This window comes from Gilvimarinus xylanilyticus, assembly GCF_024195295.1.
GTDB classification, from domain to species: Bacteria; Pseudomonadota; Gammaproteobacteria; order Pseudomonadales; family Cellvibrionaceae; genus Gilvimarinus; species Gilvimarinus xylanilyticus.
Genome location: NZ_JAMFTH010000001.1, coordinates 1,472,936 through 1,485,335, shown reverse-complemented (window position 1 = coordinate 1,485,335; position 12,400 = coordinate 1,472,936). Strand labels below are relative to the sequence as shown.

Annotated in this window: 10 protein-coding genes; 5 read left to right on the top strand and 5 right to left on the bottom strand. The window is 58.2% G+C overall.

Annotated elements, in window-relative coordinates; genetic code table 11:
- The first annotated feature begins 1 nt into the window (after position 1).
- Positions 2–721 (top strand): uracil-DNA glycosylase, encoded by a 720-nt coding sequence (gene ung, locus M6D89_RS06475; protein ID WP_253967204.1) that lies wholly within the window; start codon positions 2–4, stop codon positions 719–721.
- 68 nt (positions 722–789) lie between these two features.
- On the opposite strand, the gene M6D89_RS06470 is transcribed toward ung, so the two are convergent.
- The 4 genes from M6D89_RS06470 to M6D89_RS06455 form a co-directional block, all read right to left on the bottom strand.
- A complete protein-coding gene (locus M6D89_RS06470) occupies positions 790–1,626 on the bottom strand; it encodes an HDOD domain-containing protein (RefSeq protein ID WP_253967203.1) in 837 nt (278 codons plus the stop codon).
- Between the two features lie 23 nt (positions 1,627–1,649).
- A complete protein-coding gene (ygfZ, locus tag M6D89_RS06465; RefSeq protein WP_253967202.1) occupies positions 1,650–2,666 on the bottom strand; it encodes a CAF17-like 4Fe-4S cluster assembly/insertion protein YgfZ in 1,017 nt (338 codons plus the stop codon).
- Between the two features lie 90 nt (positions 2,667–2,756).
- A complete protein-coding gene (gene argF, locus M6D89_RS06460; RefSeq protein WP_253967706.1) occupies positions 2,757–3,692 on the bottom strand; it encodes an ornithine carbamoyltransferase in 936 nt (311 codons plus the stop codon).
- Positions 3,693–3,710: 18 nt separating this feature from the next.
- Entirely contained in the window at positions 3,711–4,889 is a 1,179-nt protein-coding gene (locus M6D89_RS06455) for an aspartate aminotransferase family protein (RefSeq protein WP_253967201.1), read from the bottom strand.
- A gap of 252 nt (positions 4,890–5,141) precedes the next feature.
- Here M6D89_RS06455 and M6D89_RS06450 point away from each other — a divergent pair, with 252 nt between their 5' ends.
- From M6D89_RS06450 to grxD, 4 genes are all read left to right on the top strand, one after another.
- Positions 5,142–6,707: a hydantoinase B/oxoprolinase family protein gene (locus tag M6D89_RS06450; RefSeq protein WP_253967200.1), complete on the top strand. Its 1,566-nt coding sequence runs from the start codon at positions 5,142–5,144 to the stop codon at positions 6,705–6,707.
- 5 nt (positions 6,708–6,712) lie between these two features.
- Positions 6,713–9,169: an ATP-dependent helicase HrpB gene (hrpB, locus tag M6D89_RS06445; protein ID WP_253967199.1), complete on the top strand. Its 2,457-nt coding sequence runs from the start codon at positions 6,713–6,715 to the stop codon at positions 9,167–9,169.
- Positions 9,170–9,188: 19 nt separating this feature from the next.
- Positions 9,189–11,222 (top strand): TonB-dependent receptor family protein, encoded by a 2,034-nt coding sequence (locus M6D89_RS06440; protein WP_253967198.1) that lies wholly within the window; start codon positions 9,189–9,191, stop codon positions 11,220–11,222.
- A gap of 332 nt (positions 11,223–11,554) precedes the next feature.
- Positions 11,555–11,884: a Grx4 family monothiol glutaredoxin gene (grxD, locus tag M6D89_RS06435; RefSeq protein WP_253967705.1), complete on the top strand. Its 330-nt coding sequence runs from the start codon at positions 11,555–11,557 to the stop codon at positions 11,882–11,884.
- A 57-nt stretch (positions 11,885–11,941) separates the two neighbouring features.
- On the opposite strand, the gene M6D89_RS06430 is transcribed toward grxD, so the two are convergent.
- On the bottom strand, positions 11,942–12,286 hold the full coding sequence (locus M6D89_RS06430) for a hypothetical protein (protein WP_253967197.1): 345 nt from the start codon (positions 12,284–12,286) through the stop codon (positions 11,942–11,944).
- Positions 12,287–12,400: the final 114 nt, after the last annotated feature.

Genomic DNA, 12,400 nt, shown 5'->3' with positions numbered 1-12,400 from the left:
AATGCTAGATTGTCTCGCTTGCAAAGGAGTACCCCCTGTGAGCGAGACACCATCCATACAACTCGAGCCCGGCTGGCTGGCTGAGCTTGAGGCCGAGTTTGCCAAGCCTCATATGCAGGCACTCAAGGCGTTTTTAAAACGTGAAAAACAGGCGGGTAAAGTTATTTATCCGCCTTCGCCTTTAATGTTTAACGCATTTAATTCCACCCCTTTCGATAAGGTAAAAGTGGTCATTCTGGGGCAGGACCCCTACCACGGCCCCGGGCAGGCCCACGGCCTAAGTTTTTCGGTGCCCGTCGGGGTGCGCCCGCCGCCCTCGCTGCAGAATATGTTTAAGGAGATTGAGCGCGACCTGGGTATCCCCAGGCCCGCCCACGGCTGTTTGCAGGCCTGGGCCGACCAGGGCGTGTTACTGCTCAACGCGACCCTAAGCGTGGAGCAGGGCAAGGCAGGTTCCCACCAAAACCAGGGTTGGGAGGCGTTTACCGACGCCGCTATTGATGCCTTGAACCGCGACCGCGAAGGCTTAGTGTTTTTGTTGTGGGGCAGCTACGCCCAGAAAAAAGGTCGCCTGATCGACGCGCAAAAACACTTGGTGCTGAAATCTCCCCATCCTTCACCGCTATCGGCCCACCGGGGTTTTATTGGCAATGGCCACTTTAGTCAGGTGAATGAGTATTTGCAGGGGAGGGGGTGTGAGCCGATAGATTGGAGCTTGTAAAAGCCGTCCGATGTCAGAAGTCTGAAGTCGGACGCATCAGACATCCGACTTCAAGCGTCAGGCCCTGATTATTGCAGCATCGCCATTGCCGCTTCCATTTCCGCTGACAGATCTTCGCCTTCGGCCATTTGCATATCCGGGTCCATGCCTAAGCGGTTAAAGGCGGTGACTTTGTGATAGTCCACCCGTCCCAGAGCGGTATCGGTGCCCAGGTAGCTTTGCAGCATGGCCACGGTGACGATGTCGGCGTAATCGGCCTTGTCGGCTTCGCGGGTGAATTTCATGTGCTGGGAGGGCACTTTGGCAATCTCGGCGGGAAAGTCCCAGGTTTTTAAAATTAAATCGCCAATCGCACCTTGTAGCTGAAAGATGACGCGGTCCAGGGTCAGGCTGTCTTTTAGCAAAGAGGGGTGCTCTTCAGCGTAGGTCAGAATCGGCAGCACGCCAATACGGTGAATTAGTCCCGCCAGGGTAGCTTGGTCGGGGCGCAGCTTGGTGTAGTGGCGGCACAGAACGTGGCAAATGCCGGCAATTTCACTGGAACGGTTCCAGGTCTCGCGCAGACGCGAGTCCACCAAATCTGAAGTGGCCTGAAACATCTGTTGCATGGCAAGGCCGGTGGCAATGTTACAGGTGTATTGAATACCCAGGCGCATGACGGCCGCCTTGAGGTCCTCAATGGCTTTGTTGGCGCGCATCAGCGGGCTGTTAGCCACCCGAATAATACGCGCCGAGAGCGCCGCATCGGTGCCAATGACATCGGTGAGCTGATCCATATCCGCTTCCGGGTCATCGGCGACCTCGCGCACCCGCAGGGCCGCTTCGGGTAGGGTGGGTAAGAGCAGGCGGTCGGATTTGATGGCGTCGATAATATCCTGGCGAACGGTTTCGATAATTTGACTCATTGGGCGGTCCGTATTATTTGTTTTCAGGGGCTATTGTCGGCTTCAGCCGTGGCGTATGGCAAGTCCAATCGGGTGATCGGCTCATCTCGTTCTTGCAGATAAAGGCTTTGCGCGTCGTCAATGGGCAGTACCGCCAGCGCGATAAAGCCATTGGCTTGGCTTAAGGCCTGAACAATCTCGCCCCGGTTTTTGCCGTCGCTATTGGACACTGCCGCTGTGGCTGCCGGTACTTCACCCGCCCCTTCGATCAGGTACAGGCGTTTTTTAAGGGTTGCTTTGTAGTGTAGCCGCGCCACAACTTCTTGCCCGGTGTAACAGCCTTTTTTAAAGTTTACCGCGTCGATAAGCGGATAGTTTAAATCCTGAGGCGTATAGCGCTCGGCGGTTGCGGTATTGATCTTGGCAACCCCAGCGCGAATATCTTGTTGTTGCCACAAGGCCGTATCGGCGGGTAAGCAGTCGGCACTCAGCACTTGCCAAAGTTCGGGTGCTGCCTGACTGTTTATCCATAGCTCGAAGCGCTGGTTCTCTAAAGCAAGTACCACGGCCTTATCCGAGCCTGTGAATTCGCCTGCAGCGGGCGCAGCAAAACCCAGGTGTTGGCTGATAAGCCGGTCGGCATCTGGGCCCGATAGCCCCAAAACGACTCGCTGATCGTCTACCGCTAATTCGACCCGGGAGAAGACCGCGTACTTGTGTAAGTTGTCGCGGGTGCTTTGCGCCAGGTCAGCACTTAGCTTGAGTAAAAGTTCGTCGCCGCCGGCGGCAGCGAGGGTGAAGCTCGCCATCACCCGACCTTTTAAATTGCACTGGGCGCCATAGCGCCAGCGCTGCTCGCTTAGCTCGCGCACATCGCAGGTGACTTGTCCCTGCAAAAAGCTTTGCGCCTTGGCGCCGTGCAACGAAATCAAGCGCTCGTGCTCCAGCGGGGTCATCCAGGTGTCAGTGTTGTTGGGGGATGTTGCCTGGGGAAAGGTAACTGTGCCGTCAGTTTGATACTCGGCGCCTTGGGCACCTAAAAATTCTTGCCAGTGACTCATACTCACTCCTAGCCGCTGTGAACATGAAAGGGGAACAGCCTTGGGGGATTATGCGCCTCTTCCCCTTGGGGGTAAAAGGCGCAGCAGGACCTATTGGGTTAATAGGAATTCCACCAGAGCTTTTTGCGCGTGTAAGCGGTTTTCTGCCTCTTGCCAGACCGCAGAATCCGGGGCGTCCAGCAGTTCGGCGCTGACCTCTTTGCCGCGGTAGGCGGGCAGGCAATGCATAAATAGGGCGTCGGCGGCCGCGTGGCTCATCAGCTCGGCGTTTACTTGATAATCGGCAAAGGCGCGTTCGCGCTCGTTTTTCTCTTCTTCCTGTCCCATGGAGGCCCAGGTGTCGGTAACCACCAGGTGGGCACCGGCGACCGCCTCTTGGGGTGTCGCGCAAAGGGTAACGCAGTCGCGATTGGCTTGTAGCAAGTGCTCGGCGGGCTCAAAACCTTTGGGGCAGGCGATGCGCAGCTCGAATCCGCACAGGGCGGCGGCGTTAATATAGGAGTTGCACATGTTATTGCCATCGCCCACCCAGGCGACAATTTTACCTTCCATTGAGCCGCGCAGCTCGACAAAGGTTTGGATGTCGGCCAGCAGCTGGCAGGGGTGGTAGTCGTCGGTTAAGGCGTTAATCACCGGCACCTGTGAGTACTCGGCAAAGCGTTCAATTTTGTCGTGGCCAAAGGTGCGAATCATCACAATATCCACCATGCGCGACAGCACCCGGGCGGAGTCTTCGATGGGCTCGCCGCGTCCCAGCTGGGTATCGCGGGGCGACAAAAACAGGGCGTGGCCGCCCAGCTGCGCCATGCCGGTTTCAAAGGATACACGCGTGCGAGTGGAGGATTTTTCAAAAATCATCCCCATGACTTTGCGTTCCAGTAAAGGCTGGGAGCGGCCCTCGTGCAGCTCTTTTTTCATTTCGATGGCGCGGTCGATGATCGAGTTTAGCTCATCTTTACTCAGATCATTGAGGGTTAAAAAGTGCCGCACGTGTCCTGTGTTCTGTGGTGCTGAAACTGCAACCATAGTCATGCCTTTACTGATTTATTCGTCGTTTGGTTCAAATTGTTCGATAAGCTGGACAACGCCGTTGACCAGCTCGTCGGTCTCTTCATCGGTCATAATGAAGGTGGGCAGCAGGCGAACCGTATTGCCGGCTGTCACATTAATAAGCAGACCCAGCTCGCGGGCCTTGGCGACTAATTCCAGGCAGGGCGACTCAAGCTCGATGCCCAGCATTAGGCCCTGGCCGCGAATATCCACTACCTTGTCATTGCCCGCCAGCTTGTCTTTAAAACTCTGCAGCATTTGCTCGCCACGTTGGGCGACACGTTCTATAAGGTCGCCTCCGGTCAGGGTATCCACTACCGCTTCGGCGCCGTGACAGGCCAGCGGGTTACCGCCAAAGGTGGAGCCGTGATTGCCCGGGCCAAATACCTCGGCCGCTTTGCCGCGCGCCAGACACGCGCCAATCGGCAGGCCATTGCCCAGGCCTTTGGCGGTGGTGACCACATCGGGTAGCGCCTGACTGTGTTGGTAGGCGAAATATTTGCCTGTGCGGCCATTGCCGGTTTGAATTTCGTCCAGCATCATCAGCCACTCATGGCGATCACACAGCTCGCGCAGCTTGGGTAAGTAATCGGCATGGGGCACGCGCACACCGCCTTCACCTTGAACCGGTTCAACCAAAACCGCGACAATGTTTTTATGCTCGGCTGCGAGTACCTCAATGGCCGCAATATCGTTGAACGGGGCGCGGACAAAACCTGGCAACAATGGCTCAAACCCCTGCTGCGCCTTGGCGTTGCCGGTGGCGGTCAGGGTGGCCATGGTGCGGCCGTGGAAGGCGCTGTTCATCACCACAATAGTGGGGTTTTCGACGCCTTTGTCGTTGCCGTATTTACGTGCCAGTTTAATGGCCGCTTCGTTGGCCTCGGCGCCGGAGTTGGAGAAAAACACCTTGTCCATTTGCGCCGCACGGCAGAGCTTGTCAGCGAGGCTTTGCTGCGGCGGAATGTTATACAGATTGGACACATGCAGCAGCTTGTCGGCCTGTTCGCTAATAGCACGGGTGACCGCCGCGTGTGAATGGCCCAGGCCGCACACGGCGATTCCGCTAATGCCGTCGATATAGCTTTTGCCGGCGTCGTCCCACACTCGGCTGCCCGCGCCCTTTACCAGGGTGAGGGTTCTGGCGCCGTAGGTGTTCATCAGTGTCGACATTGACTTTCTCCAACAAAAATAAGACCCGAACCCATGGGTGGTGAGGGCTCTGGCCGCTAAATTATTCAGGGAATTTGGCGCTCGCAGTTGCCGGCAAAATAAACGCAATGCGGGCGGGCGGAAAACCAAACAAGCGATAGTATATGGATTCCCCCAACTTGGCAAATAGGCCCTGTGGCAAGGCGTCGGTGAGACTTGAGGGCGTGATAAGATGCCTGGTTTGAGAAACGCGGCGCACAGAGAGACCGAGCAATGAACGCGATTGAATTAAGTGTATTTGCCAGTCGCATGACGGCTATTTGCGACGAGATGGGGGCGGTATTAAAAGGCGCGGCCTTCTCGCCCAACATCAAAGACCGGCTGGATTTTTCCTGCGCCCTTTTTGATACCGCTGGCCAGCTGGCGGCGCAGGCCGCGCACATACCCGTCCATTTGGGCAGCATGGCCTACGCCATGGGGCAGATTGTCGCCGGTGTTGAATGGTGCGAAGGCGATATGCTGGTGGTCAATGACCCCTATTTAGGCGGCACCCATTTGCCCGATGTCACCGTAATCGCGCCCGTATGGAGTGCCGGAGAACTGGTCGGCTTTGCGGCCAATCGTGCTCATCACGCCAATATCGGCGCCAGCTCGCCCGGCTCCATGCCTATTTCTCGCACGCTGGAGGAGGAGGGGGTAGTGATAGCGCCGACTTTTATTGTGCGCGAAGGCAAGCCCGTGGAGTCTGTGATGTGCGCTCTGTGTGGCGAGGATCAAAGCTCGAATGCGGGTATTCAGGCGCGCGGTGATTTTGCCGCGCAAATAAGCGCCAGCCGTTTGGGGGCCAAGCGTCTTGCCGAGCAGGTAGAGGCGTTGGGCGTGCAGGCCTATAACCAGGCGCTCGCCCAGTTAAATGATTACGCCGAGCGCCTGGCTCGCAGCGCCCTGCGTCAAATACCCGATGGTCGCTATCGGTATATGGACTATATGGATGATGACGGCCTGGGTCAGACCGATATTCCCATTGCCGTCGCGCTGACAGTCAGTGACGGACAGGTGGAAGCCGACTTTGAGGGCACCAGCGCTCAGGTGTCCGGCAATATTAACTGCCCGTTGTCGGTGGCTGCGGCAGCGGTGTTCTACGTATTGCGATGCTTAATGCCCGCGCAAACCCCGGCCTGTGCCGGAAGCTTTCGCCCGGTGCGGTTAAGGGCGGCCGAGGGCAGTTTGGTTAATGCGCGGCGCCCGGCGGCGGTGGCGGCGGGCAATGTGGAAACATCTACTCGTATGGTGGATACGGTACTGGGGGCCTTGGCACAGGCGTTACCCGACGTAATTCCCGCTGCCAGCAGTGGCTCGATGAACAATATTGCCATGGGCGCCCCCGCCCAACATGGACGCGAACGCTGGGATTACTACGAAACCAACGGCGGAGGCATGGGCGCGGGTAAGTCCGGCGGCGGTTTGTCGGCGGTGCAAACCCATATGACTAACACCTTGAACACACCCATTGAAAGTCTGGAAAAGCACTACCCCTTGCGGGTTACACGCTACCAGCGCCGCCGTGGCAGTGGCGGCGCGGGGCAGAACCCTGGCGGTGATGGTCTGGTGCGGGAGTATCAATTTCTGGCCCCGGCCACAGTGACGCTGTTAACCGAAAGGCGCACACGCGCCCCCTGGGGACTCAGCGGAGGCGATTGCGGAGCGGTCGGCGAAAATCGCCACAACGGGCAACTTCTGCCGGCCAAGGTGCCACTTAAAGTAAATGCCGGCGATACCCTGACCCTCGCGACGGCGGGCGGTGGTGGTTGGGGAGTCTCCACGGGCGATACCGTTTAATATTTATGGCCGATCAGTTACCCCAGTTACCTTTAACCCCGCTGCGCGATGAGTTTATTCAGTCTCTTGAGAGCGTCTCGACGCTGCTGCTCGAGGCGGAGCCAGGCGCGGGTAAATCCACGCTCGCCCCTTTATGGGCAATGCAATGGGCACCGCGAGGCCGGCAAATTTGGCTGATTCAGCCACGGGTGTTGCCCGCGATTGCTCTGGCGCGGCGCCTGGCCGAACTAACCGGGGGCGCTGTGGGCGAGCAGGTGGGGTATCAGGTTCCTTTTGATCGAGCGGTCTCGGATAGCACTCGCTTACTGGTCATGACCCCAGGGGTGTTTTTACAGCGTTTGCTGGCCGATCCGGAATTGTCGTCAGTGGCCGTGGTGATGCTCGATGAGATTCACGAGCGTTCGGTTAACCAGGATACCGCCTGGGCGCTTGCGCAAGAGAGCGCGATTTTACGCGATGATTTAAAGCTGGTGCTGATGTCGGCGACCCCGGACTCGGCGCTGCGCCAGCAGGTCGAGGCCTCACTTTATAGCCCCGGCCGCTGTTACGACGTGGCGCTGGTCTATTGCGCGGGCAAAATGGTTAACGGCCGCCCCGAGCCTTTGAGAGATCACTTAGTGCGGGCGCTGGAGGGGATGGCCGATTGGCATACCCAGACGGTGTTGGTGTTTTTGCCCGGCTGGCGAGAGATTGAGCGCTGCCGCCAAGCGTTGCAGCAGGCCTGGCCGCAAACCACCGTGCTGGCTTTACACAGCCGGGTCGAGCGCGCCGAACAGCTGGCGGCCGTGGACCCGGCGACCGGACCCCGCGTGATACTGGCCACGAATATTGCCGAAACCTCACTTACCATTGCCGATGTTACCTTGGTTTTAGACGCTGGCTTGGCGCGCGAACCCGACTACGAGCAGCGCACCGGCGTCACCCGCTTAAAAACCCGGCGAATCTCGGCCGCCAGTGCCGAGCAGCGTCGCGGCCGCGCGGGGCGGGTGCAGGCGGGTAACTGTGTGCGCTTATGGGCGGAATCTGAACCTCTGGCGCCGCAAACTCTGCCGGAAATTCGCCGCACTGATTACCTGCCTCTGGCGTTGCGCCTGGCTCACTGGGGAACCCCCGCCGACCAGCTGCCCTGGCTGGAGGCGCCTGGGGCGTTGGCCTTGGCGCACGCTAAGGCGCAGTTGCAGCGCTGGCAGCTGCTGGATCAGCAAGGTGGCATTACCTCCTTGGGGCGACAGGTCAGCGCTCTGGGAACTCACCCCAGAATTGCCGCCTTGTTGTTGCACAGTCGCGATTATTTGAATGACGACTCCTGGCTTTTGACTCTGGCGTTAGCCCTACACTTTGATCTTGAGCCCTCGGGTGATTTGGCAGGCTGGATCAATACCGGCTGCGATCTCGCCACGCGCGACAGGCGCTGGCGTCAGTTGTTGTCGCGCTGGCAAAAAGTGCTGAACTGTTCGGTAAAACCCGGCAGCCAACCGAGCGAGCTCTCGCCAGCGCTGACAGAACGCCTGGCCCAGGTGTTTGCCGATCGCATTGGGCGCGCCACCGGCGAAGGCCAATACCGATTAAATACCGGGGTGTCAGTCGCCATGGCCTGCCGCTCGCAGTGGGCGTTGGTATTGCACCTGGCGGCTAGAGGTCCCGCGCTGGAGGGAGTGGGGCTTGAGGTGGCTTTATCAGAGCGCCGGTTGCACGAGTTGGCCGAGGTAGAAACGGCGACAGAGCCTGTGGGCAGTGGCAATCGACGTCGCTGGGTCGAGGTAACGCGCTATCGCATGGGCGGTCAGGTGGTGGACGAGCAGCGCCGCACCTTGGCGGCCAGCGAGGCGCCGGAGGCAGTCCTGCGTTATGTGCGCGAGCGGGGGCTGGCGAATCTAACCTGGTCTACCGATGCGCTACAGCTGCTGGCCCGTGCGCGTTTGGCAGGCCGCGCCGGTGGGGTCGCCGTGCCTGCGCTCGAATTGTCCGCGTTAAGCGATAGGCTGGCCCAGTGGCTGGGCGGCTTTGTCGATGGCGATACGGATATTGACGCGTTGCCGTTTTCTGACGCACTGGGCTTTTATCTCGGGTACGAAGTCTGCGCCGAATTGGATCGGTTGTTGCCCGCTCAGTTGACGCTGCCCAGCGGTCGGGGTTTGCGGGTGGATTATACCGCGGGGTTAAGTGCACAAGAGTTTCTTGCCCGGCTTGAGTCGCCTGAGCCTGTGATTCGCGCTAAGTTGCAGGAGTTTTTTGGCGCCCGAGAGTTTGGCCTGCCATTGTCTTCGGTGCCTCTAACCATCGAGTTGCTGTCGCCGGCGGGCCAGCCCCTCGCCGTGACCCGTGACCTTGCCTATTTTTGGGCCGAGGTTTACCCCCAGGTGAGACGCGAGATGCGCGGTCGCTATGTTAAACACCCCTGGCCCGAGGACCCCCTTACCCACGTGGCCACGGGGCTAACCAAGCGGCGTTTGTCGCAGTAATCAGTTTTAAGGTGTTTTTATGTTAAGCCATTTGCCGGCCTTGGCGCTCGGCGCGGTAGCACTGACAATGGCCTCCGCCGAAGCGATTTCCGAGTCCTCTGAGTCAATAGAAGAGACGGTAATCGTTACCGCCAATCGGGTCGAAGAGTCCTGGCTAAGTAGCGCCGCTACGGTGGACAGTGTCGGCACCGAGCGGCAGCTGCCCGGGTTTCGCTTTGACAGCGCGGAGCTGCTGGCCGGTTTGCCCGGGGTGCAGGCCGATAGTCGTTCTAATTTTGCGCAGGATACTCGCATCAGTTTGCGCGGCTTTGGCGCCCGTTCGGCCTTTGGGGTGCGTGGAATTAATATGCGGGTGGATGCTATCCCTCTCACTATGCCCGACGGTCAGAGTCAGACATCCAGCTTTGCCCTGGACACTTTCGATCGGGTCGAGGTGATGCGTGGGCCCCTGGCCACTTTGTATGGCAATGCCGCCGGAGGCACCATTTTGTTCAATACGGCAAAGCCCCGAGAAAATTCTATTTCGGTGCTGACGGCGGCGGGCGATGCTCGGCAGCGGCGCTACCGTCTGCGTGGCGAATGGGTCGGGGAGCAGGCCGCAGCGCGGGTTCAGGCCAGTCAATTTTCCACCGATGGCTTTCGCGATCATTCCAGTGCCGAGCGCAATCAGTTTACCGGCCAGTGGTTTTATCAGAGCACGGGCGGAATAGAGGCAGTGGCGCGTGTGGATATCAGTCGCGACCCGGAGACGTTAGACCCGCAGGGGCTCACCTACGAACAGTGGCAGGAGGATGCCACGCAAGTTCATCCGGTGGCACGGCTGTTTGATCCGCGCAAGTCCATCGAGCACCGCCAGGCTTCTTTGTCTCTGCGCCAGGATACCGACTGGGGGCAGTGGCAGTGGGCCGGATGGACGGGCGAGCGGGATATTAAACAATTCCTCAGTTTTCCTGGCGACGGCGAAAATGCCAATGGCGCTGTGATTGATTTGCAGCGCGACTTCTGGGGCAGCAATGCTCGGTTGGGCAAACGCTGGGGCGATTGGGAATGGGCTGTGGGCGCCGAGTTCGGGCAAATGCGCGACCGCCGCAAAGGCTTTGTGAACGATATGGGCACTCAGGGCGAGTTAAAGCGCAATGAGTTGGGTGAAGTGACCAATCGCGATCTTTATACCTCCCTAAATTGGTCCCCCGAAGGCCCCTGGCGGCTGCAGGCGGGGGTGCGCCACAATGATATCCGTTTTGCGGTGACCGATTATTTTATTCAGGGCAGCAACCCCGACGATTCCGGTGAGCTGCGCTATCGCGAGCCCTCATTTGGTTTGGGCGCCAGCTATGGCATTGCCGAGTCGCGCTTATTTGCCAGTGTGGGCGAGGGCTTTGAAACCCCCACCCTGACCGAAATGGCCTACCGCAACGAAGGCACAGGGTTAAACGGCGAGTTGGAACCGGCGCGTAATCGGCAGCTTGAAGTTGGCTGGCGGCGTGAGACTGGGGTTCTGCAGGCAAGTGTGGCGGTGTTTGGGGTGGACAGCGATAAGGAATTGGTCGTTGATACCTCCGACGGCGGGCGCACCACCTATCGCAATGGCGCCAGGACCGAGCGTCGCGGGTTGGAGTGGAGCCTCGACTGGGTTCTCGGCTCTGATTTGAGTTGGCGCTGGGGCGGCACCTGGCTTGAAGCGGAATACGCGGCAGGCCCCTACAAAGGTAACTCGCTGCCCGGGGTGGCGGATGAGAACTTTTACTCACAGCTCGACTGGGCCCCACTGGGAGCGGCACTTAGCGTCGATCTCGCGGCGCAGTATCGCAGTGAAGTCGCTACCGGCGATGAAAACATCGAATGGGCTCCCGCCTCGCTGGTGTGGGATCTGGCGGTAGAGTCGCAGCACGATTGGGCGGGAAGTCTGTTATCGCTCTGGGCCAAAGTCGATAACCTGTTCGACAAAAAGTATGTAGGGGCAGTGATTGTGAACCAAAGTCGCGGCCGCACCCTTGAGCCCGCACCGGGACGCCAGTTCAATGTCGGCGCTAGCCTCGAATACGCGTGGTAACGCTGTCATTTGGGGCTCGCACCAAAAGATCGCATTTAAGCGGGTAAAAAAGCGCAATTTTTGCCAGAAAGTGGCAAATTACGTGGGATTAGCAGTCCCAATTGTCGTGGGAATAGGGTATCATGGCAAAAGACATTGCAGCGTTTGCACGTTGTAATGGTTGTTGCGGTAGCAGGGACGTTGGCGATGCGTATTTGGAGCGGGTGGCGCTATGCGGTAGAATAGAATACCTGAGTAAGCCACTGGGTTATTCGGGTCAATATTCGTCGATTCACCCAACCTTTTGGGTAGTTACCCAGGGTTGTCCAAAGCCACAGAGGTTAGCATTGTCTATGGACGTGATGGAAACCATCAAGCAGCAGTTATCTGAAAATCCGGTTATTTTGTATATGAAGGGCTCTCCAAATGCCCCTCAGTGCGGGTTTTCACAGCGCACATCACAAGCGGTGATGTCTTGCGGACAAAGATTTGCATACGTGGATGTCTTGTCGAACCCGGACATTCGCGAAGGTTTAAAGCAGTATGCCAATTGGCCGACTTACCCACAGTTATGGGTAAACGGTGAGCTGGTAGGAGGTTGCGATATCGTGACCGAGATGTACGAGAAGGGCGAACTCAAGACCTTAATTGAGGCCGCTGTTCCCGCCGATTCTTCTGATTGATTCATGCTCCTGTTGGGGCAGCTCCCGGTCCCGGGCGCTGCCCATTTCTTTTTCTTGTCATCCCCCGCTGTTAATTTTCCACGCATAGACGCCCAGTGCGATTAGTGCGATCACGCTAATGCCTATGATCGCCAGCCCCAGTTTGCGGTGTGGCCGTTCGGTAATCTCTACTTCGCCATCGGTTCGCAGCCAGTGAGCCATCCAGGCAGCGTTTTTCGATTTTAGTAGCCGAATTTCCTGTTCTTTTAGGTGGCGGATTTGCTCTTCGTATTTACGCCATTGCTCACCCACTGCTTGCTCTCTTAGCTGATAAAGCTCGTCCAGTTGACGGGTAATTTGGGCGTGATTTTTATCCAGTCGTTCGCTCAGCTGGGTGAGTCGGCTGTCGGGTTCTTGGGTCAAGGTGAGCCTCGGTTGTGATTATCTTGTGGCTTTTACTCTACCAGATTCACGCGCCTGTTATAATCTCGCCACTGATGAGTATGCCGGGCAAAATCCGGTTTGATGGTTTAACGG

Excerpts from the sequence above, each read along its gene's own strand:
- ung (WP_253967204.1), top strand. The coding sequence starts at position 2 with ATGCTAGATTGTCTCGCTTGCAAAGGAGTACCCCCTGTGAGCGAGACA.
- M6D89_RS06470 (WP_253967203.1), bottom strand. The coding sequence starts at position 1,626 with ATGAGTCAAATTATCGAAACCGTTCGCCAGGATATTATCGACGCCATC.
- ygfZ (WP_253967202.1), bottom strand. The coding sequence starts at position 2,666 with ATGAGTCACTGGCAAGAATTTTTAGGTGCCCAAGGCGCCGAGTATCAA.
- argF (WP_253967706.1), bottom strand. The coding sequence starts at position 3,692 with ATGGTTGCAGTTTCAGCACCACAGAACACAGGACACGTGCGGCACTTT.
- M6D89_RS06455 (WP_253967201.1), bottom strand. The coding sequence starts at position 4,889 with ATGTCGACACTGATGAACACCTACGGCGCCAGAACCCTCACCCTGGTA.
- M6D89_RS06450 (WP_253967200.1), top strand. The coding sequence starts at position 5,142 with ATGAACGCGATTGAATTAAGTGTATTTGCCAGTCGCATGACGGCTATT.
- hrpB (WP_253967199.1), top strand. The coding sequence starts at position 6,713 with ATGGCCGATCAGTTACCCCAGTTACCTTTAACCCCGCTGCGCGATGAG.
- M6D89_RS06440 (WP_253967198.1), top strand. The coding sequence starts at position 9,189 with ATGTTAAGCCATTTGCCGGCCTTGGCGCTCGGCGCGGTAGCACTGACA.
- grxD (WP_253967705.1), top strand. The coding sequence starts at position 11,555 with ATGGACGTGATGGAAACCATCAAGCAGCAGTTATCTGAAAATCCGGTT.